Source organism: Corynebacterium sp. ACRQP (genome assembly GCF_022345915.1).
GTDB classification, from domain to species: domain Bacteria; phylum Actinomycetota; class Actinomycetes; order Mycobacteriales; family Mycobacteriaceae; genus Corynebacterium; species Corynebacterium lehmanniae.
In genome coordinates, this window is record NZ_JAKRMZ010000008.1 from 24,041 (window position 1) to 48,354 (window position 24,314).

A 24,314-nucleotide genomic window follows, 5' to 3' on the forward strand; every position below is an offset into this window, starting at 1 on the left:
AACCGGCAGGTCACCAGACAGTCACTGCCGACATCCTAGGTTTAGCGGACCACGCCGTCGACGTAGACCCATCGACCGGCGCGGCGCTCGAAGCGGGAGCGTTCCCGCATGACGCCGCCGGGGTGGTGGGCGGCGAACTCGACTACGCCCTCGGCGTCGAAAGGCCCGCCGCCGGCGGTATCCAGCACCTGGAGCTGGGAAAACGGCTCGCCGGAGGGATCCACGGACAGATCCGCCGGCCGGGTCTCATCCGCCCAAGTCGATGCCACGTAGGAGCCCGCGCCGCGCACGTAAGCGGTGTAGCGCGAGCGCATCAGCGCTTCAGCGGTGGGCGCTGCAGAACCGCCGTCGATGTAGCGTCCGCAGCACGCCTCGTACGGCAAGCCCCGCCCGCAAGGGCACAAGCCCCGCACGTCGGCCCACAGACCGGTTGCGCCAGCCATCACTTACCCAGGCGCTCCGCGCGGTGGAGCTTGTTCTGACGGCGGCGGCGCTCAAGCGAGGCGGTCTCCGCAGTTGTTTCGATCTCGCCCTTTTCCACGTACCCATCCACGGTGGAGGAGGCGCCGGCGGCGCGCAGGGTCTCCACCTCATCGTCGGTCAGGTCGCCGTAGAGGGTGATCAGGCGGGTAAAGGTGCCGTCGCCGTTGTGGTTGACTTCCACGCGGACGTCGTCAAGCTGCATGCCCTTGGCCGCCTCACGCACTGCCTGGGAGCAGCTGACGGCGAGCGCGGACATGTACAGGCCGGTGGAGGTGACACCCTGGCCCTTGCCGCCGGTGTTCTTGGAGCGGTCGGTGGTGATCGCGCGGTCGGAGGTGCGCACCACGTCGCCGTACTTCGTGCCACGCGCGGAGTAGGACACGGCGTTGGTGTCCGTGGTCTTCGCAGGGACGAACAGCGGCTGGATGTACTGCTGCGCCCAGGAGCCGATGATGTCGGCGGCGCGCTGCGCGGTGCCCTGGCGGGTGAGCAGGTGGTCCGCCTTGTCCAGCGCCATCAGGGACTTGGGGTAGCGCGCCAGGGAGAAGATGTTCTGGGCGTTGTCGATGCCCACGGTGACGTCGATAGGCGAGTGCACGACAAGCAGCGGCTTGCGCAGCTTGGGCAGGTACTCCTCCGGGTTGGTGTCGGCGAGATCCTCGAGGAACTCGCGCGAGATGGTCAGCTCGCGGCCGCCGAGCACCACACCGACGGAGCCGTTCGCATCCGCCTCGCCGATCGCGTGGGCGTAGTGCAGCACCGAGTGCGCCGGGTCGAAGGGCGCGCCGACGGTGGCCACCGCCTTGATCATCTTCTTCAGCTCCGGGCGGGTGGCGGCCTTCAGCGTGGCGGCGCCGCCGAGGGAGTGGCCCATGAGCAGCTGCGGGGCCTTGTAGTTCTCCTCCAGCCACAGGGCGGCGGCGACGATGTCGTCCACGTTCTCGGAAAACGAAGTGTCCCTGAACTCGCCCTCGGACTGGCCCAGGCCGGGGAAGTCGAAGCGCAGGGTGGCAATGCCGTGCTCAGTTAGCCGCTTGGCAATGCGGGAGGCACCGGGCGTGTGGCGGGAGCCGGCGAAGCAGTGGGCGAAAATGGCGTAGGCCTGCGCGGGTCCGTCGGGGCGGTCGATGGTCGCGGCCATCATGTGGCCTTTCGACGACGGGACTTTCACGTTCATAGACAGCATGGGTAGCCGTGTCCTCCTGCGGCTCGGCGGTTCAACGCAACGGTTACTTTCGCTGCAAGACTAATCGTCGCACCAACTGTTTGGCACGTTGGCGTTATTCTTAGCCCTTATGGGCAAGTTTGACTGGTTCTGGAAGGCCATGGGCTCCACCACGGAGCGCAACAACAAGAAGTCGAAAGCCGTTGTCGCCAACGCGCACGGGTTAATCGAGGAGCTTTCGCTTCTCGACGATGCTTCGCTCGCCTCCGCAGTCGCCTCCACCGTGCGCGACGGGGCCATCGCCGACAAGCCGCGCTTTCTCGCCGGGCTGTCCGTCGCCTCCCAGCGCACCCTGGGCATGACGCCGTTCGAGGTGCAGAACCAGGCTGTGCTGCGCCTGCTGGAGGGCGACGTGATCCAGATGGCCACCGGCGAGGGCAAAACGCTCGTCGGCGCGATGGCCGCCACCGGGTTCGCGTTGCAGGGCAAGCGCGTCCACCTGATCACGGTGAACAACTACTTGGCCGCGCGCGACGCGGAGTGGATGCGCCCGCTCGTGGAGTTTTTCGGGTTGACGGTGGCGGCGGTCACGGAGTCGTCGACACGCGAAGAGCGCGTGAGCGCCTACCGCAGCGACGTCATCTACGCGCCGGTGACCGAGATCGGCTTCGACCACCTGCGCGACAACCAGATCACCTCCCGCGAGCTGACCGTGCAGCCGCCTGCCGACGTCGCGCTGGTCGACGAGGCGGACAGCGTACTCGTCGACGAGGCCCTCGTGCCGCTCGTGCTCGCCGGCTCCGAGGGCTCCAAGCAGGCCACCGGCCAGATCACCGAAGCCGTGTCGAAACTGGACGAAGAGACCGACTACACCATCGACGCCGATGGGCGAAACGCCTTCCTCACCGAGGACGGCGCGGCGAAGATCGAACGGCTTTTGGGCATCGACTCGCTCTACTCGGACGAGCACATCGGCACGACTCTCGTGCGTGTGAACTTGGCGCTGCACGCGAAGGCCTTGCTGATCCGCGACGTGCACTACATCGTCGACGACGGCAAAGTCGCGCTTGTGGACGCCTCCCGCGGGCGCGTGGCGGAGCTGCAGCGCTGGCCCGACGGCCTGCAGGCCGCGGTGGAGTCCAAGGAGGGGCTGGACGTGTCCGAAGGCGGGCGCATCCTGGATTCCATCACTTTGCAGGCGCTCATGCGCCGCTACCCGCTGGTGTGCGGCATGACCGGCACCGCGGTGGAGGCGACCGACCAGTTGCGCAGCTTCTACGGCCTCCGCGTGTCTGTGATTGACCGCGCCAAGGAGCTGCAGCGCTTCGACGAGGCGGACCGGATCTACGCCACGATGGAGGAGAAGAACTCGGCGATTGTCGAGGAGATCGCCCACCTCAACTCCACCGGCCAGCCGGTGCTCGTGGGCACACACGACGTGGCGGAGTCCGAGGCGCTGGCGGAAGCGCTTCAGGCTCGCGGCATCGCGGCCAACGTGCTCAACGCGAAAAACGACGCGGAGGAAGCCCGCATCGTCGCCGAAGCTGGCGACGTGGGACGCGTGACCGTCTCCACGCAGATGGCGGGCCGCGGCACGGATATCCGTCTCGGCGGCGCGGATGAACGCGACCACGACAAGGTGGCCTCGCTCGGCGGCCTGGCCGTGATCGGCACAGCCCGCCACCGCACCGCGCGCCTAGACAACCAGCTGCGCGGCCGCGCCGGCCGTCAGGGCGACCCGGGGCTGAGCGTGTTCTTCGTCTCCCTCGACGACGACATTGTCACCTCCGGCGGCGACGGGGAGCAGTTCTCCGCCCAGCCGGAGCCGGACGGACGCATCACGGGCAACCGCGCCCATAGCTTCATCGAGCACTGCCAGCGCGTCACCGAAGGCCAACTCCTGGAGATCCACTCACAGACCTGGAAGTACAACAAGCTGCTGGCGGACCACCGAGACATCCTGGACGAACGGCGCGCCGCGTTGCTGGACACGGACACCGCGTGGCGCGAACTGTCGGAGCGCTCCCCGCAGCGCGCCGCCGAGCTTTCGCACCTGCCGCAGGACGTGCTCGAGCAGGCGGCCCGGGAGATCATGCTGTTCCACCTGGACGCCGAATGGTCCGAGCACCTGGCGCTGATGGACGATGTCCGCGAGTCCATCCACTTGCGCGCCATCGCCCGCGAAACGCCGATCGACGAGTACCACCGCATCGCTGTGCGCGAGTTCAAGGACTTGGCCAACCGGGCGGTCGCCGCGGCGGTAGAAACATTCAACACCGTGGACATTGACGCCGACGGCGCGCACCTGGCGGACGCAGGCTGGAAGCGCCCGAGCGCGACGTGGACGTACATGGTGTCCGACAACCCGCTGGCGGGTTCCGGCAACTCGGTCATTTCCGGTATCGGCAACATTTTCCGCTAGGCATTATCGGGTAGCCGCCCCTCGCGGCGGGCCGGACGCTATTATGGCGAGAGATCTCAACCACGACTCGAAAGTCAGGAGTTACCCATGAGCGACAACACGCCGCAGAACCAGGTCGAAACCACCTCGGTATTCCGCGCAGACCTGCTCAAGGAGATGGAGTCCGGAGCTGCGACGTCTGCGGACTCCGCCGCCGGTGCGGACCAGCTGTCGGATGGGGAGGCACTCCTCGTAGTCAAGCGCGGCCCGAACGCGGGTGCGCGTTTCCTGCTGGACCAGGATTCCACCACTGCGGGCCGCCACCCGGAGGCCGACATCTTCCTCGATGACGTGACTGTGTCCCGTCGTCACGCAGAGTTCCGCCGCAACGACGGCGGCTACGAAGTCGTGGACGTGGGCTCGCTCAACGGCACCTACGTCAACCGCGAGCCGCGCAACTCCCAGGAGCTGACCAACGGCGACGAAATCCAGATTGGTAAATTCCGTCTGGTCTTCATCACCGCCGGCAACTAGTTAGAGAAGAGTCCGATCACGTGAGCGCAATCCGTCAAACGGCACCAGCCGCTACCCCCGCGAAGCCGGCGAAGGCCGCCAAGGCAACCAAGACCGCGAAAACGATGTCCATCGGCGTGGTGCTTGAGCGTCTGCGCACCGAGTTCCCGGACGTGACCGTCTCCAAGATCCGCTTCCTCGAGTCCGAGGGGCTAATCACTCCGCAACGCACCGCCTCCGGCTACCGCCGCTTCACCGAGGAAGATGTGGAGCGTCTGCGCTACATCCTGGTCACCCAGCGCGACAACTACCTGCCGCTGAAGGTCATCCGCGAGCAGCTCGAGGCGATGGATTCCGGCCACGTCACCGCGATCCTGTCCGCCGGCGAGTCCGAGCCGATGATCTCCCCGGAGAACTTCCGCGCACCGGCGGCGACCCAGCTGACCGACGCGGACGTGGCGGAGCAGGCCCAGGCGGATCCGTCGACGGTGGAGGAGTACATCAAGGTCGGGCTGATCACCCCGGATGCTGCCGGGTTGTTCAATGCCGACGACGTTCGTACCGTCACCACCGCGCTGTCGCTGTCCGAATTCGGCTTCGACGCCCGCCACCTGAAGACGCTGCGCACCGCCGCGGCCCGCCAGGCCGACATGATCAACCAGGTTGCGGAGCCGGTGTCGAAGTCCGGCAAGGTCACCGCGAAGCAGAAGGCCGAAGAGATCGGCCAGCAAATGTCCGCGTTGGTTGTCTCCCTGCACGCGTCGCTGGTGAAGAACGAGCTGCGCAAGCAGCTGGGGAGCTAATGGAGGCCGTCAACCTCATCGGCGTTTTTCCGGTCGGACCGGAAGATTTCCTGTGCGCGCTGCTGCAGCGGCCCACGAACGGGCGTTGCATTCCGGTGTGGCTGCCGCCGATGGAAGGCGCCGAGCTCGCCGCGCGCCTGGACGGCTGGGCGCCGAACCGTCCGCGGCCCGTCGACGCGATCGCCGAGCTCATCCGCACCTCCACCAACGGCGCGGACAGCCTCGAACTTTCCAGCTACGTCAACGGCACCTTTATGGCCACCCTGACAATCTACGGTGGCGCTGAGATTGACCTGCGTGCTTCGGATGCGCTGCTTCTAGCCAGCGAGCTGGACATGGAGCTGACTGTCGACGACACGGTCGCCGCCCAAGCCTCGGTATACCTGTCGCAAGAGGACGCGGAGCGTTACCTGCAGGCGGAGATCGAGATCGAAGACTTCGCAGACGAGTCCGTCTCCGCCAGCGGCGACGCCCAGGCTGACGCGGACTTCGAGGCGCTGATGCGCAGCCTCGGGGTGGAGGACTCGGATTTGGGGGAGGATAACCCCAAGGAGGGGTAAAACCCTCAAGTATTCCTTGAGAGTTTCGGCGTGTTACGCATGTGACTATTGACCAGCTCCGTATGCTTACCCTTTAATAGTCATTAGGCTTCGAGCTAACTTTCATGGGAGTAATTACGTGAGCATCATCGAGGAAAATCAGGACGGCCTGTTCGACGCTGTGCAGGAGTCGCTTTTCGACGTCGGCCCGTCCGACGAAGTCGGCTACCGCGTGCCGATCGCCTGCCAGGTCGCCGGCATCACCTACCGTCAGCTCGACTACTGGGCACGCACCGGCCTGGTGCGCCCGTCCATCCGCGGCGCTAAGGGCTCCGGCTCTCAGCGCCTGTACTCCTTCAAGGACATCCTGGTCCTGAAGATCGTCAAGGGCCTGCTCGACACCGGCATCTCGCTGCAGAACATCCGCCTCGCAGTGGACAAGCTGCGTGACCGCGGTGTGTTCGACATCGCCGAGATCACCCTCGTCTCCGACGGCGTGACCGTCTACGAGTGCCGCTCCAACGAGGAGATCATCGACCTCCTCGGCGGCGGCCAGGGCGTGTTCGGCATCGCCGTGCCGCAGATCATGAAGGAGCTGACCGGCACCATCTCCGCGTTCCCGTCGGAGCGCGTCACCGAGGACGACGCCGACAACGTCATCGGCTTCGACGAGCTGGCGGACCGCCGCCGTCGCAAGACCTCCTAAACGAAGCGTTTAGGCCCGGGCTGGGATCACTCCCACCAGCCCGGGCCTTTTTCTATGTCCTCGTCGCACAGATCCTGGGAGGCAGAGCCTGGGATCGCTCGATTTTCGCCCGATCCCAGGCTTAGGATCCCAGGGTCTGTCGCAGGGGGGGGGTGGCTGACCGGATGCCTACAGGCCGGATGCCTGCTTCACGGCGCCGTCGATGCCGTCGGCTTGCTTCGCATCGACGGTCTTCGCGGACAGGGCCTCGACCGCCTTGTCAGCCTCGCCCTCGCCGACGCGCACGACGGTGATCTCCACCTTGTCGCCGGCCGCGCCTCGCACTGCGTCTTCGAAGGCCTTGTCGTCGCCAGCATCGGCCGTGCCAGTGGTGACCAGGACTATGCGGGTCTTTGCCTCACCAGCGCCGTAGGCGCCTGCGGCTGCCTCGACGGCCTGGCGGGTCTGCGGCACGCCGCCGGTGAGGAAGCGTCGCACCGCCACGGCGACGGAGTCGGCGTCGGGGGAGACGCTGATGTTCTGGCGGTAGCCCACTACAACGCCCGGGTTCAGCGGGGAGGAGTAGTTCCACAGGCCGACCTGCTTGCCCTTGCCGCCGAGCTCGAGCGCGGCGTTTGCGATGGCGTCCTTCGCCGGCTGGAGGTACGGGCTCATCGCGTCGGAGGTGTCCAGGAGGAACAGGGTGTTCTCGGGCTGCAGGGCGCCGGCATTGGCACCGGCGGCGTCAGCGCCGTCGCCGCCAGCCGCCTTGTCAGCGTCCGCGCCGTCCTGCGCGTCGCCGTCCTTCTTCGCGTCCGACGTGATGGCCTCGCCGCCGGCGGGCAGGGCAGCGGCCCACACCAGGTCGGAGACGGCTGGCTGGTCGTTGGCGGTGCCGTCGAAACGCTCGGAGGCGAAGCGGGCGAAGTCCTGGCCCGCGCGGGCCTGGTTCTCGTCGACCTTGTCGTTCTGGTTCAGCGGAAACGCGGTGTAGACGGCGTCGGCACCGACCGGGGTGAACTTCAGGCCTTCCGGCACGGCGTCCTCGGCGGTGGCGAGGTACTCGCCGCCATCTGCGTTGAGCTCGTCGGCGCTGCCGATGCGCTGATCGGTCAGCGCCTGCACGGCGTCGTTGTCGTTGCCGGCCACCTTTGATGCCACCAGGGCGGAGGCTGCAGACTCTTCGGATACGGGGAAGCGGACCTTGTCCACGGTCAGGTCCTCGAGCTTGACCTCGTCCTTGCCGGCCACGCCGACGGCTTCGCTGTACGCAGCCTTCGGGTCAGATACGGCGGGGGTGCGACCGGCGCTCTCCAGCGACTGGTGGGTCACCGCCGTGTTCGGGGCGATAAACACCGCGGCGTCGGCAACAGAGTCGACCAGCTGGGGCTTGACGCAGTAGTCGCGGACGACGGGGGAGGACGCACCGTAGGCGTCCACAAGCGCTTGGCCCGCGCCCTTGTCGGAGGCCGTAACAGGAAGCACGAGCTCGCCCGCGACGCAGTCCTTCGTCTGCGCCTCAGTGCTGCCAGCATCGTCGCCGCGGCTGGTCAACCACCAGATCACGGCCGCCGCGATCAGGGCCAGCACCACCAGTAAGGCGATGAGCTCTCCGGACAGCCTGTAGTTGTTTTTGCCGCTTGCGTGCTTCGCCACCGGAATCGCCGCCTTTTTCGATCGAACGAGTGAAAACCGTCTTCGAGTCTAGCCGTGATAGGCGGCGTCGATGACCGCGACAAGCCGCTGGCGCAGCGGTTGTGCGCGGCGGCTGAGCTCGCGCTGGCGGGCTACGTACTCCGCCTTGCCCTCGGGCGTTTCCACAGCCACCACGCCGAAGCCCAAGCTCCGGCAGTCGTACGGGGAGGCCTCCATGTCCAGGCGCCGGGCGTCGGCGGCGAGCTCGAAACAGTCCATCAGCAGCTCGCCGGGCACGAGCGGTCCGAGCTTCATTGCCCACTTGTACAGGTCCATGCTCACGTGCACGCAGCCGGCCTGGTCATTGTCGGGCTGCCCCTCGCGCGTGAGCACCGTGAGGTTCAGCGGCCTCGCCGCCGGGGTGAAAAACCGGAAGGCGTCGAAATGCGTGCATTTGACGTTGTGCGCCTCCACCACGGCGTTCGTGCCTTCTGGCCCGAGACGCAGCGGCAGGCTGTGGCGCGGGTTGTCGGTGCGATACACCATGGCCCACTCGTGCATACCGAAGCAGTCGAAGTGGGCTTCACGCCTATCGACGGACCGAAGGATGGCCTCCGCCTCCTCCACGTCGCCTCTGCGGTGGGTGAGGAACCGTTGGACGTCGAGAAGCACAGTGCCCTTGTTGCAGACATAGTCGCGCCAGCCGGCGTGGGGGAGCGAGGCGGCGTCTTCAAGCGCGACGCCGACGCCCGGGTGCCAGCGCTTCAGGTGGGCGGGGCGCTGAGGGTAGTAATCGAAGAGGAAATCCCACACCGGGTGATACTTGCCGCGTGCCCGGCGCGCCACCCTTGGCGCGGTCCAGCGTTCGGCGCGGGCGGCGTGAGCTGCGATGCGCGGCATGTACTCCTCGGGGGTGAGTACCTGCATTTACTCGCCCTCGTGGGTCCAGTCGGACACTGTGCCCACGTATTCCTCGATGAGGTCTTCCAGCGCGACCACGCCGACGAGTTTGCCGTTGTCGTGCACCTCCGCCATGTGCGCGGAGCGGCGGTGCAGCAGTGCGAGCGCGTCGTCCATGGACTGGGCGGCGTCGACTGTAGTCAGCGGGCGGATGCGCTTGAGCGAGACCCGCGGATCGCCCTGCGGGAATTCCATCAGGTCCAGGATGTCTTTTACGTGGACGTAGCCGGCGAGCGAGCTGGCGTCGATGCGGACGGGGAAGCGGGAGTAGCCGGTGTCCTGCACCGCCTGCTCGATGACGGAGAGGCGGATGCCGCGAGGGTCGTACGGGATCGTCGTGACCTGGGCCAGCGGGATCATGGCTTCCTTGAGCTGGCGGGAGTCCTGGCGCAGCGCCTTGGCCAGGCGCACGGTCTCTTCGGCGTCCAGGAGGCCCTCCTCGCGCGACTCCTGGATCATGGTGGCGAGCTGCTCTTGGTCCACGGTGGATTCGAGCTCGTCGCGCTGCTCGATGCCGAACAGCAGCAGCGTCTTGCGCGCGACCCAGTTGAGGAATTCCAGCAGCGGATGCGTGAGCTTCATCCACAGCGTCATCGCAGGGGTCAGCCACATCGCCATGCGTTCCGGGCCCGCGATGGCAATGTTTTTCGGCACCATCTCGCCGAACAAGATGTGCAGAAACGAGATGATGAGCAGGGCGAGCACGAACGCGACGGGGTGCAGCAGGTCGCTGGGCATGCCCAGGGCCTCAAACGGCGCCTCGATGTAGGAGGCGATCGCAGGCTCGGCCACCTTGCCCAGAATCAGCGACGCCACTGTGATGCCGAATTGGGCGCCGGCAAGGTAGATCGAGAGGTGTTCGGTGGCGTAGAGCACGCCCTCAGCCTTGGTCTTGCCCTGCGCAAGGAGCGACTCCAGGCGGTCCTTGCGGGAGGAGACGAGCGCGAACTCGACGGCCACGAAGAACGCGTTGGCGCCGAGCAGCGCGACGATCAGCAGTGCTGCCAACCAGATACTCACTTGGTGTCCACCGCCTCTCTAACTTCGCCTGCTTCATCGGGCGGGACCGGGCGCAGCAGCGCGCGGTCGATGCGGCGGCCGTCCATCTCGGATACCTGCGCCAGCCAATTGCCGGCGCCGCCGGATTGCAGCTCCTCCTGGAAATTCGCCGCGGACGCGGTGCGCAGCACGACCTCGTCGCCGAGCTCGGGGATGCGGCCCAGCGTGGCCATGATCAGGCCGCCGAGGGTTTCGTAGGGACCGTCCACGGCGGCGAACCCGGTGCGTTCCTCCAACTCGTCGAGACGCACCAGGCCCGCAACCTCCCAGGACGTGCCGAAGCGGGTGAAGTCCTTCTCGCTTTCTTGGTCGTCGTACTCGTCGTAGACCTCACCGAGGATCTCCTCCACAAGGTCCTCGATGGTGACCAGGCCCTGGGTGCCGCCGTACTCGTCGGCCACCAGCACCACCTGAGAGCCTGCGGAGCGCACGCGGTTGAGCACCGAGTCGCCATCGAGCGTGCCCGGCACGAACGGCACCCGACGTGCAAGGGAAGCCAACTTCGTCGTGGAGCGGAACTCGTGCGGCACCGAGAAGGCGTCCTTGATGTGGACCACGCCGAGGGTGTCGTCCAAGTCGCCGCGGCGCACCGGGAAGCGGGAGTGGCCAGTCTCGCGCGCGAGGGTGATCAAATCCGCGACGGTGTCGTCCGCGTCCAGTGAATCAATGGTTGAGCGCGGCGTCATCACTTCCTCAGCCGTTGTCTCGCCGAAACGCAACGAACGGTCGATCACGGCGGCAGTAGCCGCATCCAAACCGCCCGCTTCAGCGGAGTTGCGCACCATCGCGCCGAGCTCCTGGGAGGACCGGGCGGACGCGAGCTCGTCGGCAGGCTCGATGCCCATCTTGCGCACCACCCAGTTCGCGGCGGTGTTGAGAAACAGGATGAACGGCTTGGTCGCCGTGTTGAAGTAGTGCACGGGCGGCACCACCGTGCGGGCCGTGTTCAACGGGTCCGTGATGGCCACGTTTTTCGGCACCAACTCGCCGAACACCATGGACAAAAACGTCGCCACCACCAGCGCGAGGACGAGCGCGACAGTGGTGGACGCGCTTGCAGGCAGTCCGACGAGCTCGAGGACCGGGGTGAAGAATTTGCCCAGCACCGGCTCTGCGAGGAAACCGGCGGCAAGGGTGGTCACCGTGATGCCCAACTGCGCGCCGGAGAGCACGAACGAGAGGTTTGCGTGGTCGCGCGCAATCGCCCGCGCTGTGGCGTCGCCCCGCTCCTTGACGTGGGCGTCGATGGTGGAGCGTTCCAGGCCCGTCATGGCGAATTCGATCGCGACGAAAAGCCCGGTCGACGCCGTGAGCAGCACGAACGCTAGTAGGGCGAGGATGGATAAGAGTATGTCCATGGATGGTGGTCTGTGCCTTAGCGGCCGCTACTCCTTCGACTTCGGTCCGTGCGGCGGGCGCGGTTGCGGTTGTTGCTTCCGCCGCGGCTGGCATTGCGGCTCCGGTTGCCGCCTGCTTTGCGGTTGCCGGAGGCAGCGGTCCTCTTCGGCCGCTGGGGTTGGCCCGGCGGAGGAAGCGGCGTGCCTTCCGGTGTGCGTGCACCGGTGATTGTAACCAAGGATTCCGAAAGCGGAGCCACCCTGACCTCGGGCGCGTCCACGCCGGCCTTGCGCAGAAGCTGCGCGACTTCCTTGGCTTGGTCGTCCATCACGAGGGTGACCACGGTTCCGGACGTGCCGGCTCGTGCTGTGCGTCCTGCGCGGTGCAGGTACGCTTTGTGCTCCGCGGGCGGGTCCACGTGCACGACCAGGGAGACGTCGTCGACGTCGATGCCGCGGGCGGCGATGTCCGTGGCCACCAGCACAGGGGTGGAGCCGTCGGCGAAGCCCTCAAGTGCGCGGGTGCGCGCGCCCTGGCCCTTGTCGCCGTGGAGGCCTTGGGCGTGGATGCCGGCGCGGCGCAGCTTTTTCACCTGGCGGTCAACGCCGTGCTTCGTGCGCATGAACATGATGGTCTTGCCCTCGCGCGCTGCGATCTGCAGCGCGATCTCGTTGCGCTCCTCGCGGCCGCCCACCATGAGGCGGTAGTGGTCCATCGTGTCCACCGCCGCCTGCACCGGGGCGGTGGAGTGGGTGACGGGGGCGTGCATGTAGCGGGCGATGAGCTTTTCCACGTCACCGTCGAGGGTGGCGGAAAACAGCAGGCGCTGGCCGTCCTTCGGGGTGCGGTCCAAAAGCTTGCGCACCTGCGGCAGAAAGCCCATGTCCGCCATCTGGTCCGCCTCATCCAGGGCAGTAATCGCAACTGAATCGAAGGACAGCTTCTTCTGGTTGATCAGGTCCTCGGCACGGCCGGGGGTGGCCACCAGCAGGTCCACCGGGGACGCGAGCGAGCGGATGTGGTGGTTGATGTTCACACCGCCCACAACATCGAGCACGCGCAGGCCGAGCGCGGCCGCGGGATCCTCGAGGCGTTCGCGGATTTGCGAGGCGAGCTCGCGCGTAGGCGCCAGCACAAGGCCGCGCGGGTGGCCCGGGGTGCTCGGAGCGCCTGCGAGACGAGCCAGCATGGGCAGGCCGAACGTGAAGGTCTTGCCGGAGCCTGTCGGGCCGCGGCCCAGCACGTCCTTGCCGGCCAGCGCGTCGGGGATCGCCGCTTCCTGGATGGGGAAGGGCTCTGTGATGCCTTGCTTGCCCAGGACGTTGACAATGGCCCGGGGCAAACCGAGATCGGCGAATGTAGTCATTCAGTGCAGTCTACGCGGTCGGACGAAAGGGGAGAAGCCGAGCTAGTAGCTCAGTTCCTCGCGTTCGCCGGACCACGTGGTGTGGAACGTGCCCTCCATGTCCACGCGCTTGTAGGTGTGGGCGCCGAAGAAGTCGCGCTGGCCCTGGATCAGCGCAGCCGGCAGGCGCTGCGCGCGCAGCGAGTCGTAGTAGGACAGCGAGGATGCGAACACCGGCACCGGCAGGCCCAGCTGGGTTGCGGTGACAACCACGCGGCGCCAGGAATCGACCAGGCCCTTGTCCAGCTCGCCCTTGAAGTACGGGTCCAAAAGCAGCGACGGCAGCTCCGGGTCCTTTTCGTAGGCCTCCGTGATGCGGTCGAGGAACTTCGCGCGGATGATGCAGCCGCCGCGCCAAATGCGCGCGAGATCGCCGGGCTTGATGTCCCAGTTGTGTTCCTGGGAGCCGGCGTTGATCTCGTCAAAGCCCTGCGCGTACGCCACCAGCTTAGAGGCGTACAACGCGCGCCGCACGTCCTCAACGAACGACTGCTTATCGACGCCTTCGGCCTCCAACGTCGTCGTCTCACCCGCAGGCAGACCGACCTCCTGGGCCGCCTCGCGCTGAGCCAGCGCAGACGACAGCGCGCGGGCGAAGACGGCCTCGCCGATGGCGGTGGTGGGAACCCCGAGGTCCAGCGCTTCCTTGACCGTCCAGCGGCCGGTTCCCTTCTGGCCGGCGGCGTCCACGATGACGTCGATGAACGGTTTGCCGGTGCGCGCGTCCACCTGGCGCAGCACCTCCGCGGTGATCTCGATGAGGTAGGAGTCCAGGTCGCCCTTGTTCCACTCCGTGAAGATGTCCGCGATCTCCGCCGGCTCGAGGCCCGCCGCGTAGCGCAGCAGGTGGTAGGCCTCGCCGATGACCTGCATGTCCGCATACTCGATGCCGTTGTGCACCATCTTGACAAAGTGGCCGGCGCCGTCCGGGCCGATGTGGGTCACGCACGGGGTGCCGTCCACCTTCGCGGAGATGTCCTCCAGCAGCGGCCCGAGAGTCTCCCAGGATTCCACCGGACCGCCCGGCATGATCGACGGGCCACGCAGCGCACCCTCCTCGCCGCCGGAGATGCCGGCGCCGACGAAGTGGCGGCCAGCTGCAGCGACTTCACGTTCGCGGCGGATGGTGTCCGTGAACAGGGAATTGCCGCCGTCGATGATGATGTCGCCGTCGTCCATGGCCTCCACGAGCTGCTTGATCACTGCATCTGTGGCGGCGCCGGCCTGCACCATGATCACTGCCTTGCGGGGGCGCTCGAGCGATGCGACGAAGTCCTCGATCGACTCGGAGGGGATGAAATTGCCCTCGTGGCCGAACTCTTCAACGACCGCGCGGGTCTTTTCCGGGGAGCGGTTGTAGATGGCCACGGTGTGGCCCTTGGACGCGAAATTGCGGGCCAGGTTGGAGCCCATCACCGCCATGCCGACAACACCGATTTGAGCGAGCTGGTCACCGTTGTGTTCTGCAGTCATACGCCGGATTCTACGCGGGGTGCGCCCGCTTTCGCCCGTAAGATTGGCCGGCATGGACATGGAGAAGAATCTGCGCCTGTACCGAGAGGTCATCGAGGCCCCTCTGACGGAAGAAGAGCTGTCCTACATCAATTCCGGCGAGTTTGATTTCGCCCAGACGCTGGGGTTGAAGCTGACGTACTGCTCCAAAGACCGCCTCGATGGGGCGCTGGAGGTGGAGCAGCGCCACCTGCAGCCCACCGGCATCGTCAACGGCGGACTGTACTGCGTGATCGGGGAGACGCTTGCCTCCATCGCAGCCGTGGCGGCGAGCGCGAAGCCTGCAGTAGGCATGAGCAACTACACCGACCTGCTCGGCAGCGTGCGGCTAGGCCAGACGATTCGCGCGGTGGCCGAACCCGTGCACGTCGGCAAGCGCACGCACCTGTGGCGCGTGGAGATGACAGCCGACGGCAAGCTGGCCGCCGTAACCAACCTGAAGCTGATGGTGCTGGACCGCTAGCTACAGCCAGTTGTTCTTGCGGAACCACCACCACATCGCGGAGATGGCCAAAAGCATGACCAAAAGCGCGGCGGGGTAGCCGTAGCGCGACCCAAGCTCCGGCATGTGCTCGAAGTTCATGCCGTAAATGCCCGCGATCAGCGTCGGCACCGCGGCCATGCCGACGACAGCGGAGATGGTGCGCATGTCCGAGTTCTGCTGCATGGTGATCTTGGCTACCGACGCATCGAGCAGCGACGTCAGACGCTCGTCGAAGCCGGACAGGCGGTCGCTGACGATCGTGGAGTTGTCCTGCACGTCCCGGAAGTAGGTGCGCAGGACCTTACGCATGAAGTCCTTGTTGCTGGTCAGGCCGTTACGCAGGGCAGGAGCGAGCGGATCGATTGCGTGCCGCATCTCCAAAATCTCACGCTTGTAGGTGTAGATCTTGTCGATGTTGATGGTGCGGCGGGGCGTGAACACCTCATTTTCCAACTCGTCCACGTCGTCCTCGAGCAAGTCGGCGACCTTGAGGTAGTTATCCACCAGGTAGTCCGACACCGCCCAAGCGACGGCGGTGGGGCCGAGCACGGCGAGATCTTCTTCGTCCTCAAGCTTTGGCGTGAGGTCCGGCAGGCGAGCACCGTGACGAATGGTGATGGCGAACTTTTCGCCGACGATCATCTGCACCTCGCCGGTGGAAATGATTTCGCGGGCGTCCGCGACCTCTTCATCGTCGCGGTAGGACACGGACCGCACAACCATGAACAGTTGCTCGTCGTGTCGCTCGATCTTCGGGCGCTGGTGCGCATCCACGACGTCGTCGACGACCAGGTCCTCGATGTCGAAGACCTCCGCGATCTTCTCCATCTGCTCCGTGGTCGGCTCTTTCAAGCTCAGCCACACGAAGGCGTTTTCGTAGCGCTCCACAACCTCGAGCGCGTGCGACATCCGCACATTGCCGGGCTGGCGCTTGCCGTCCACGAAGACGCGGCAGAAATCGATCTGGCGCTCGAGGGGGACCGGGATGCTGCGCGTGGGGGGCTGTACCTTCTTCGGTCGTTGACCCGGCATTGGAATACGTGGTGGCATTGCTTCAGCCCCCTTTCACTCGTGCGAGGGGCCGGTAGCAATGCAGGATCTTGGCGCTGCGGCGCAGTGGCCCCCGTGCGGCGGGAGAGTGCGCCCCTGGCGCGCTCGACAACTTAGGTAATACTACGCTGATCGCGACGGTTGTCTAGCGGGGGTGCGCCCGGGTGTCCACCCGGGCGAAAAGCCGCTAGAACACCGTCAGCCCGCGACTGCGGAAGATGTCGCGCGCGTGCTCGACAGCCTTCGGGCTGGGGGGCTTGACGTCCGCCAGCTCATAATCCAGCCCGATCTTTTCCCACTTATCGGCGCCCATGTTGTGGAAGGGGAGCACCTCGACGCGCTCCACGGTGCCCTTCCAACGCGCGACAATGTCGGCGACGTTCCGGATGTTCTCTTCGCTGTCCGTCAGGCCGGGCACCAGCACGAAGCGGATCCACACGGGCTTGCCTTTCGCATGCAACCGGTCGCCGAAGTCGATGGTCGGCTGCAGCTGGCGGGCAGTCACGTGCTCGTACGTTTCCGAATCGCCGGACTTCACGTCCAACAGGAAGAGGTCGATATTGTCCAGGTCCTCGTCGGTGAGTCGCGCACCAAGAAAGCCGGACGTGTCGATCGTGGTGTGCACGCCCGCGTCGTGCACCGCCTTCAGCAGGCGGCGCGTGAACGCGATCTGGAACAGCGGCTCGCCGCCAGAGAGCGTGAGCCCGCCACCGGAAGCGCTGAAGACCGGCTTGTAGCGCAGCACGCGACGCACGACATCGTCGATACGCTCGAGCGTGCCTTCCTTCATTTCCATCGTGTCCGGATTGTGGCAGTACTTGCACCGCAGCGGGCAACCGGACAAGAAGATGGTCATCCGGGTGCCGGGGCCGTCGACAGCTGTGACCAGCTCCCACGAGTGGATGAGGCCGATTTCGCCCGTGCGGCGGGCCTCGAACAGCTCGGGGCGGGTGATCTCCAGGTCGTCGGTGGACAGTCCGCCTAAACCGGCAGCGACGCCGCGCACGCGCTCGCCCTGCTCGGGCGAAAGCGTGACGACGCCGCTAGTTCCGTCCTGCGCCATATATTAAGCGCCCTTGTGGAAGGTACGGGAGATAACGTCGCGCTGCTGCTCCTTCGTCAGCTTGACGAAGTTCACGGCGTAGCCGGAGACGCGAACGGTGAGGTTCGGGTAGTTCTCCGGGTGCTCCATTGCGTCCTCAAGGGTGGACTCGTCCAGCACGTTGATGTTCGCGTGGTACAGACCCGACTCCATGTTGTTAGCGGAGCGGGAAGCCTTCATGGAAGCGAGGCGCTCGTCGAAAGTAGGGGTGGTCATGATGTTGTCTCCTTCGGAGTGAGTGGGTGGGTAGGGAAGTCTTGGTTAGGCGGGGTTGATGACCGTGTCGGCGTTGTCCATGATGAAGCCTGCGTCTAGGACACCGACCAGGTTGGTCACCTGCTCGTCCTTGTTGCGGCCCAAGCCCGTCGGAGTGATCGTGTTGGTCAGCGAGATGCCGTCCAGCGCGTCGTTGTAGTCGAGCTTGCCCACGGAGAGCATGGACGCGACCATACCGTGGTTGTCCGCGCCGTTCTCCGGGTTAGCGCCCGGTGCGAACGGGGTACCAGCCTTGTGGCCGGAGGGGAACGAACCGGTTGCCTTGCCGTAGACCACGTTGGAGGTGATGGTCAGCACCGACTGGGTCGGGATGGCGTCGCGGTACAGCGGGATCGCCTTGATCTTCTGCATCACCGTGTGCACCACCGTGGCGGCGATGTCGTCCGCGCGGTCATCGTCGTTGCCGTAGAACGGGAACTCGCCCTCGGTGACGTAGTCGACGATCAGGCCGGTCTCGTCGCGGACCGGGGTGACCTTGGCGTACTTAATCGCCGAGAGGGAGTCCGCCACGATAGACAGGCCGGCAATGCCGCAGCCCATGGTGCGGACGATGTCGGAGTCGTGCAGCGCCATCTCGATGGACTCGTAAGCGTAGCGGTCGTGGCAGTAGTGGATGATGTTCAGCGCTTCGACGTAGGTGCCGACAACCCAGTCGAGCATCTCCTCGTACTTCTGCCAGACCTCGTCGAAGTCCAGCGGGCCGTCGCCCTGGATCGGGGTGTGGTCGCCGTCGGTGACCTGCTTGCCGCTGACCTCGTCGCGGCCGCCGTTGATGGCGTAGAGCAGAGCCTTCGCCGCGTTGACGCGGGCGCCGAAGAACTGCATCTGCTTGCCCACCTTCATCGGGGACACGCAGCAGGCGATGGCGGCGTCGTCGCCCCACTGGCCGCGGATCTGCTTGTCAGACTCGTACTGCAGAGACGAAGTCTCGATGGAGATTGCGGCGCAGAATTCCTTGTAGCCCGCCGGAAGCTCCGGGTCCCAGAAGATGGTGATGTTCGGCTCCGGCGCCGGGCCGAGGTTACGCAGCGTCTGCAGCAGGCGGAACGAGGTCTTGGTCACCTGGTGACGGCCGTCCTCGGAGAAGCCGGCGTCGGACCAGGTTGCCCAGTACGGGTCGCCGGAGAAGATCTGGTCGTAGTCCTCGGTGCGCAGAAAGCGCACGATGCGCAGCTTGATCACCAGTGCGTCGATGATCTCCTGGGCCTCAACCTCGGTCAGGGTGCCGTTGGCCAGGTCGCGCTCGAAGTACGCGTCCAGGAAGGGGGAGAGGCGGCCAATGGACATGGCGGCGCCGTCCTGGCTCTTCACGGAGGCGAGGTAGCCGAAGTAGGTCCACTGCACGGCTTCCTTCGCGTTGGTTGCCGGGCCGGAGATGTCGAAGCCGTAGTCTGCGGCCATCTTCTTCAGCTTCTTCAGCGCCTTGATCTGCTCGGCGTGCTCCTCGCGGTAGCGTGCCCAGTGCTCAGAGAAGCCCTTCTCCACGGACGCGTCCTTGGCCTGCTGCTTTTCCTCGATGAGGAAGTCCACGCCGTAGAGCGCCACTCGGCGGTAGTCGCCGATGATACGGCCGCGGCCGTAGGCATCCGGAAGACCGGTGACGATGTGGGAGGAACGGGCTGCGCGGATGCGCGGAGTGTAGATATCGAAGACAGCGTCGTTGTGGGTCTTGCGGTACTGGGTGAAGATCTTCTTCACGTCCGGGTTGACCTCTTTGCCGGCCTCCTTGATGGCCTGCTCGACCATGCGCCAGCCACCGTTGGGCATCATCGCGCGCTTGGTCGGGGTGTCCGTCTGCAGGCCGACGATGACATCGTCGTCATCCGAGATGTATCCCGGCTTGAACGCGTCGATGTCGGCGGGGGTTTCGGTGTCGACGTCGTAGACGCGGCGCTCGCGTTCGACGGCGAGGTAGTTCTTGTCCAGGTAGTCCCACAGGCGCAGCGTCTTCTCGGTGGCGCCTTCGAGGAACGAAGCATCCCCGTCGTACGGGGTGTAGTTGCGCTGGATGAAATCGCGAACGTCGATGCGTTCCATCCACGGTCCCGGCGTGAAGCCTTCCCACGCGCGGTTTTCGGTTTGCGGCTCTGTAGAAACAGTCACAGTTGCACAGTCCTTCGGTAAAGCTTATGAGGATCTCTCGCGGCTGCACTTGCCCAATCAACATGCCCATGTACTTTCAAAGCGCGGGCCGCTCACACACGATTGTAGGGGACGTGAGAACAATAAAGGTAGTACGATAGGTGTGATTCTTCCCACTCGAATGGTTACGCTCTAAGCGGGACGAAAAATGGCCCCGAGCCTGGGTAAACAGGTTCGGGGCCGGGGGAGAGGCGCGGCTACAGCACGCCCGGAAAAAGGCGAGGGACTACTTCTCGTTGTCCAGTTCAGAGACCTCAAGCTGGCCCTCAGTTACCGCCAGGTTGTGGCGGGCACGGGAGAAGGCGTTGGTGGTCCACTCGGTGGCAGCCACAAGACGGTTGCGGGTGCCAGTGAGGAAGGACAGGTGCACGCCCAGCCACATCAGCCAACCGATGAAGCCGGTGATCTCCACCTTGCCCATCTTCACCACAGCGTTGAAGCGGTTGATGATGGCCATGGAGCCCTTGTCGAAGTACTCGAACGGGTCGCGGCTCTCCGGTGCGACGTCGTGCTCGACCTGCTCCTTGATGATCTTGCCGACGTACGCGCCGGACTGGATGGCCACCTGCGCCACACCCGGGAGACGGTCGCGGCTCATCATGTCGCCGACGATGAAGACGTTCGGATCGTCGCCGACAGACAGGTCGGCGTTGACCGCGACCTTGCCCGCGCGGTCTGCTTCAACGCCGAGCTGGTCTGCGACCTGCTTGCCCAGCGGGGAAGCGGCCACACCGGCGGACCAGATCTTGGTCGGGGTGCTGATGGTGGTCTCCTGCTCGGACTTCATGTCCTTGTAGGTCACGCTCTCTGCATCCACGTTGGTCACCATCGCGTTGAGGATGACGGTCACGCCGGCCTTCTCAAGCTCGCGCTGCGCCTTCTTGCCCAGGCGCTTGCCAAACGGCGGCAGCACCTGCGGAGCGCCGTCAAGGAGGTAAATCTTGGCCTGCTCGGTACTAAAGGAGTAGCGACCGGAGGTGAACGCGCGGTGCGCCATCTCTGCCACCTGGCCAGCCAGCTCCACACCGGTCGGGCCAGCGCCGACGATGACGAAGGTCAGCTGGCGGTCGCGCTCTTCCGGGGTCTCGGCAAGCTCGGCGCGCTCGAAGGCGGCGATGAGGCGGGCGCGGATCTCAAACGCGTGGTCCAGCGTCTTCAGGCCCGGAGCGAACTCGGCGAAGTGGTCGTTACCGAAGTAAGACTGGCCAGCGCCGGCGGCGACGATGAGCGAGTCGTAGGAGAAGGTCGATTCCTTGCCGCCCTCGACGGAGGTGACGGTCTTCGCCTTCACGTCAACCGTTTCTACGGTGCCGCGCACGACGCGGACGTTCTGCTGGTTGCTGAACATCTGGCGCACGTCGCCGGTGATCTCACCGGAGGACATCAGGCCGGTTGCCACTTGGTACAGCAGCGGCGGGAAGAGGTGGTGGTTGGTGTTATTGATCAGCGTGATGTCGACGTCTGCATCTGCGAGCTCCTTTGCCGCGTTCACGCCGCCAAAACCTGCGCCCACGATGACGACGTGGTGGCGGCTACCTTCGGGGCGGTACACCTGAGAGGCCATGAGTGATATCTCCTCGGGTCAATGACGTAATTAATCGGAACGGCATACATAGTACGCGCCCGCCAGCAAACCGCGCGGCCAGGCTCCGCCGTGGCACTCCGCATCTGAGCTGCCGGCGCAGTAGCATCCGAGGAATGTCCGAGAGCACTCCCGCGAACACCCCAGCGCACCTACAGTCGGTCGATGCAGACGCTTGGCCGGGAGTGGCTTCAGTGCCGCAGCCAGGCAGATTACGCACGAGGCTTGCGGAGGCGGGCTTTGCCCGCGCGTGCGCGAAAGCGGGACTGTCCTTCGAGGGCGACGGCGCGGATCTCACGGTTGAGCGCGCGGAGGTGTTCCAGCGCATCGCCGCGAGCGGGTGGGTCGGGCTCGCGGAGGGCTACATGGCGGGAGAGTGGTCGACCGGGGGTTCGCAGCAGCTTGTCGACGTCCTCACGGCCCTCCTGCGCACCGGCTACCTCCCGCGCACCCGTAGGGTGGACGCGGTGCGGCCCGCGACACCGGGCGAGCTGCCGCCGGACTTGGTGGCCCATTTTTCCGGAGACGGGCTGAGCGCATTTCAGGGCCATTTTTCCACCGGCGTAGCCACCACTGAGCGCATGCGGGTGAAGTCGCACACCAAAGGTGCTGGTAGAGGCCGTGAACCTCGGGATCATTTCGTCGACGTGACGGAATTCGGGTCCCCGTTAGAGTCTGACCGCGCGGACCTGAAGGACGCGCAAACCCGCAGCGTACGAGCTATTTTGGACCTTTTGGGGGCGGGTGCGGGTACGCACCTGTTGGAGTATCCGTCCGGCGGCGGAGCGGTTGCTTTCGCCGCGGCAGAACGGGGCGCGACTGTAGATGCGGTCGTGCGCGACGCCCGCCTGTATGCGGCCATGCGCGAGCAGCTCGTGCTGGCAGGCACGGACGGATCGGTCACTGTGGACCGCATCGCGGAAGGCCCGGACGCTGTGGCAAAGCAGCGCCGCGGGGTCTATGACGCAGTTGTGAGCATGGAGATGCTGGAGACGATGCCACGGCGACAGCAGCGGCAGTATCTGCTCGCTGTGGACGCGTTGCTGGGCCAGGGCGGCAGAGCCAGTCTGCAAACCGTGGTGCGCGCCAAGGCGTACAACCGGACGGCGGATCTCGCGTTGGAGTCTCTGCGGGCGTACATCTGGCCGGGGTTGCATTTCACGACGGCTGCGGAGATCGGCAAGACGGTCGACCGCGAGACGGATCTGCGCGTTGTGGCGCAGACGTCGGCGCCGGAGCATCTCGCGGCGTCGTTGCGCCTGCAGCGCATCACGTTCGACGGCAAGCTGCGCGACGCGGCGGCAGACGGCTACGACGCCGTGTTCCGCCGCCTGTGGGTGTGGCAGTTCGCGTTACGTGAAGCGATGGCGCGGCTGGGGATGATCGATCTGGCTCAGATCACGTTGGCGCGGCGGAACAGGAGAGGCCGTCGCTAGGTAGGAGTCCAGCCACCAGAACCGTACTTGACATAATGTACATTATCGGACAGTTATATATGGTGGAACCATAAAGGGCGCCGAGCGCTCCTCGCGCCCGACGCCCTTTCATATGCCCCTTTTAACGTAACGTTACGTAAACAGGCCTATCTACTTGGTCATATTGATGCGGACATTGACTTCGCCTTCTTCGGCGATTTTCGCCGCGACGAGCTCCGGGGTCTCCACGCCGTAGTCCAAGCGGTTGATCGGAATGTCGCCCGCGACAATCAGATGGTCGCCCGAGCGCGCGACGTCGAACTCGTGCGTGATGTCGTTCGTCTTGCCATGAATGGTCAGCTCGCCGGTGAGCTCAACGGTGCCCACAGTGCCGTCCTCTGGGACGGCGGACACGTCAGCCGGCTCGGTAACCTTGAACGTCGCCTCCGGGTACTCGTCCGTGTGGAAGATGCGGCGGCGCACCGACGAGTCGCGCTTGTCGCTGTCGGACGACAGGTGCTGCATGTCGACGGTGATCTCGCCGGCGGTCAGCGTGCCTTCGTCAATGGTCGCGAAGCCTGTGACCCCGCGCGTGGACGCCGACGTGCTGCGGCGCTCGCCCGGCAGCACCTCCTCGAAGGTGAAACCGGCGGACGTGACGTTGTCGCCCGGGCGGTTAGTCACCTCCCAGTCGCCGTCGAGCTCTGTGGAGGCCGCGGACACCTTGTTGGCATCGATGCCCTCCGTTTTCACGCCGCCGCCCTTAAACAGGGTCATGAGTAGCGGAACCATGGCCACCAGCACCGCCGCGACGATGAAAATGGATACGACAACGATCAGGGTTGTTCGTGTCTTTGCTCTGGTTGCCGCGCTTTTCTCCACCTGGAAATCACCTCAGCCTTTCAAGTTGCTGGGCTAATTCTACTAATTCGTCACAAAGCGGAGCCAAATCGTCAGGCCCCGCGCCCTCCGCGGCCGCCGTGCGGATGTCCTCCGCTGCGCAGCGCAGCGCAAACAAGCGGTCGCGTATCTCGGCCACTTTGTTGCGGTTCAAAATCACCGCATCCTCGTCGACCGACGTGCCGGCTAGCATCGTGCGCTGTTCGTACGCACGCTGCTTGCACGACGGCCCGCAGTACTTCCGTTTCCTGCCGCGACCACGGTTCACGGGAATTTCCTTCCCGCACCAGGCGCAGGTGGCTGTCTTCTTGGTAAGGGCACGTAATTTATCCGTCACAGTTACCTATTCTATTACATGTGTAGATGAAGCGAAAGTGCCCGGGAACAATTCGCAGAACTGCACCGTTATACTGGAGCGACTGAAAACAAACGGGTTGAAAAGGATGGTGAGTGCCATGGCTGATCGAGTTCTTCGCGGAAGCCGCATGGGCGCAGTCAGCTACGAAACGGACCGCGACCACGATCTCGCGCCACGCCAGATGGCGAAGTACCGCACCCCCAACGGTGAGGTGTTCGAGGTGCCGTTCGCTGACGACGCCGAAATCCCCGAGGAGTGGATGTGCAAGAACGGCCAGGTCGGCACCCTCATGGAGGGCGAAGGCGTGGAGTCCAAGCCCGCCAAGCCGCCGCGCACCCACTGGGATATGCTGCGTGAGCGCCGCAGCATCGAGGAGCTCGACGTCCTGCTTGAGGAGCGTCTTGAGCAGCTGCGCAAGCGCCGTCGCACCGCCGCCCGCATTGCGAAGGAGCAGCAGCAGGCCAAAGAGAGCTAGGTAGCTTTTCGACGGCTCACGCAAGTGCCCGT

General features: G+C 65.4%; 23 protein-coding genes. 8 read left to right on the top strand and 15 right to left on the bottom strand.

Annotation, left to right across the window (positions count from 1 at the left end; all coding sequences use genetic code 11):
• Positions 1-41: 41 nt before the first annotated feature.
• A complete protein-coding gene (locus tag MHY23_RS04570) occupies positions 42-443 on the bottom strand; it encodes a YchJ family protein (protein ID WP_239306579.1) in 402 nt (133 codons plus the stop codon).
• Positions 443-1,669, bottom strand: coding sequence for an alpha/beta fold hydrolase (locus MHY23_RS04575; RefSeq protein ID WP_239306580.1), 1,227 nt, complete (start codon positions 1,667-1,669; stop codon positions 443-445). Before MHY23_RS04575 ends, MHY23_RS04570 begins: the two co-directional genes overlap by 1 nt.
• A gap of 109 nt (positions 1,670-1,778) precedes the next feature.
• Between MHY23_RS04575 and secA2 the strand changes: the two genes are divergently transcribed.
• The 5 genes from secA2 (at position 1,779) to MHY23_RS04600 (ending at position 6,610) form a co-directional block, all read left to right on the top strand.
• Positions 1,779-4,070 carry an accessory Sec system translocase SecA2 gene (gene secA2 / locus MHY23_RS04580; RefSeq protein ID WP_239306581.1) on the top strand — a complete coding sequence of 764 codons (2,292 nt, stop codon included), beginning with the start codon at positions 1,779-1,781 and terminating at the stop codon, positions 4,068-4,070.
• A gap of 87 nt (positions 4,071-4,157) precedes the next feature.
• A complete protein-coding gene (gene odhI, locus MHY23_RS04585) occupies positions 4,158-4,583 on the top strand; it encodes an oxoglutarate dehydrogenase inhibitor Odhl (protein WP_070473817.1) in 426 nt (141 codons plus the stop codon).
• A gap of 20 nt (positions 4,584-4,603) precedes the next feature.
• On the top strand, positions 4,604-5,365 hold the full coding sequence (locus MHY23_RS04590; protein WP_370645816.1) for a MerR family transcriptional regulator: 762 nt from the start codon (positions 4,604-4,606) through the stop codon (positions 5,363-5,365).
• Positions 5,365-5,925 (top strand): bifunctional nuclease domain-containing protein, encoded by a 561-nt coding sequence (locus tag MHY23_RS04595; RefSeq protein WP_239306582.1) that lies wholly within the window; start codon positions 5,365-5,367, stop codon positions 5,923-5,925. The genes MHY23_RS04590 and MHY23_RS04595 overlap by 1 nt, the downstream gene beginning before the upstream one ends.
• Positions 5,926-6,052: 127 nt before the next feature.
• Complete coding sequence (locus MHY23_RS04600; protein WP_370645819.1) at positions 6,053-6,610, top strand: MerR family transcriptional regulator; 558 nt, start codon at positions 6,053-6,055, stop codon at positions 6,608-6,610.
• 168 nt (positions 6,611-6,778) lie between these two features.
• On the opposite strand, the gene MHY23_RS04605 is transcribed toward MHY23_RS04600, so the two are convergent.
• Genes MHY23_RS04605 through gndA form a run of 6 tightly spaced genes read right to left on the bottom strand, consistent with a single transcriptional unit; the run spans position 6,779 to position 14,459 of the window.
• Positions 6,779-8,245, bottom strand: a complete 1,467-nt coding sequence (locus MHY23_RS04605; RefSeq protein WP_239306583.1) for a vWA domain-containing protein — start codon at positions 8,243-8,245, stop codon at positions 6,779-6,781.
• Between the two features lie 48 nt (positions 8,246-8,293).
• Positions 8,294-9,151, bottom strand: a complete 858-nt coding sequence (locus MHY23_RS04610) for a 3-methyladenine DNA glycosylase (protein WP_239306584.1) — start codon at positions 9,149-9,151, stop codon at positions 8,294-8,296.
• Positions 9,152-10,204 carry a hemolysin family protein gene (locus tag MHY23_RS04615; RefSeq protein ID WP_239306585.1) on the bottom strand — a complete coding sequence of 351 codons (1,053 nt, stop codon included), beginning with the start codon at positions 10,202-10,204 and terminating at the stop codon, positions 9,152-9,154.
• Positions 10,201-11,601, bottom strand: coding sequence for a hemolysin family protein (locus tag MHY23_RS04620; protein WP_239306586.1), 1,401 nt, complete (start codon positions 11,599-11,601; stop codon positions 10,201-10,203). Before MHY23_RS04620 ends, MHY23_RS04615 begins: the two co-directional genes overlap by 4 nt.
• A 17-nt stretch (positions 11,602-11,618) precedes the next feature.
• A complete protein-coding gene (locus tag MHY23_RS04625) occupies positions 11,619-12,947 on the bottom strand; it encodes a DEAD/DEAH box helicase (RefSeq protein ID WP_239306587.1) in 1,329 nt (442 codons plus the stop codon).
• A 42-nt stretch (positions 12,948-12,989) separates the two neighbouring features.
• Entirely contained in the window at positions 12,990-14,459 is a 1,470-nt protein-coding gene (gene gndA, locus MHY23_RS04630; RefSeq protein ID WP_181888404.1) for an NADP-dependent phosphogluconate dehydrogenase, read from the bottom strand.
• 52 nt (positions 14,460-14,511) lie between these two features.
• On the opposite strand from gndA, the gene MHY23_RS04635 reads away from it, so the two are divergent.
• Entirely contained in the window at positions 14,512-14,961 is a 450-nt protein-coding gene (locus MHY23_RS04635) for a PaaI family thioesterase (protein ID WP_236883400.1), read from the top strand.
• Here the strand turns inward: MHY23_RS04635 and MHY23_RS04640 are convergent, their stop codons facing one another.
• From MHY23_RS04640 to MHY23_RS04660, 5 genes are all read right to left on the bottom strand, one after another.
• A complete protein-coding gene (locus MHY23_RS04640; protein WP_181888405.1) occupies positions 14,962-16,032 on the bottom strand; it encodes a magnesium and cobalt transport protein CorA in 1,071 nt (356 codons plus the stop codon).
• 187 nt (positions 16,033-16,219) lie between these two features.
• The gene (pflA, locus tag MHY23_RS04645; protein ID WP_239306588.1) at positions 16,220-17,095 is read right to left on the bottom strand and encodes a pyruvate formate-lyase-activating protein; all 876 of its coding nucleotides are present in this window, start codon (positions 17,093-17,095) and stop codon (positions 16,220-16,222) included.
• A 3-nt stretch (positions 17,096-17,098) separates the two neighbouring features.
• Positions 17,099-17,350 carry an autonomous glycyl radical cofactor GrcA2 gene (gene grcA2, locus MHY23_RS04650; RefSeq protein ID WP_239306589.1) on the bottom strand — a complete coding sequence of 84 codons (252 nt, stop codon included), beginning with the start codon at positions 17,348-17,350 and terminating at the stop codon, positions 17,099-17,101.
• A gap of 45 nt (positions 17,351-17,395) precedes the next feature.
• Complete coding sequence (gene pflB / locus MHY23_RS04655; protein ID WP_239306590.1) at positions 17,396-19,513, bottom strand: formate C-acetyltransferase; 2,118 nt, start codon at positions 19,511-19,513, stop codon at positions 17,396-17,398.
• 265 nt (positions 19,514-19,778) lie between these two features.
• The gene (locus tag MHY23_RS04660) at positions 19,779-21,116 is read right to left on the bottom strand and encodes an NAD(P)/FAD-dependent oxidoreductase (RefSeq protein ID WP_181888409.1); all 1,338 of its coding nucleotides are present in this window, start codon (positions 21,114-21,116) and stop codon (positions 19,779-19,781) included.
• Between the two features lie 134 nt (positions 21,117-21,250).
• On the opposite strand from MHY23_RS04660, the gene MHY23_RS04665 reads away from it, so the two are divergent.
• Positions 21,251-22,570 (top strand): cyclopropane-fatty-acyl-phospholipid synthase family protein, encoded by a 1,320-nt coding sequence (locus tag MHY23_RS04665; protein WP_181888410.1) that lies wholly within the window; start codon positions 21,251-21,253, stop codon positions 22,568-22,570.
• A 150-nt stretch (positions 22,571-22,720) separates the two neighbouring features.
• Here MHY23_RS04665 and MHY23_RS04670 read toward each other — a convergent pair whose 3' ends face one another.
• A complete protein-coding gene (locus MHY23_RS04670; protein ID WP_239306591.1) occupies positions 22,721-23,431 on the bottom strand; it encodes a YceI family protein in 711 nt (236 codons plus the stop codon).
• 7 nt (positions 23,432-23,438) lie between these two features.
• Positions 23,439-23,786, bottom strand: a complete 348-nt coding sequence (locus MHY23_RS04675; RefSeq protein WP_239306592.1) for a hypothetical protein — start codon at positions 23,784-23,786, stop codon at positions 23,439-23,441.
• Between the two features lie 118 nt (positions 23,787-23,904).
• Here MHY23_RS04675 and MHY23_RS04680 point away from each other — a divergent pair, with 118 nt between their 5' ends.
• Complete coding sequence (locus MHY23_RS04680) at positions 23,905-24,282, top strand: RNA polymerase-binding protein RbpA (RefSeq protein WP_239306593.1); 378 nt, start codon at positions 23,905-23,907, stop codon at positions 24,280-24,282.
• The last annotated feature ends 32 nt before the right edge of the window (positions 24,283-24,314 follow it).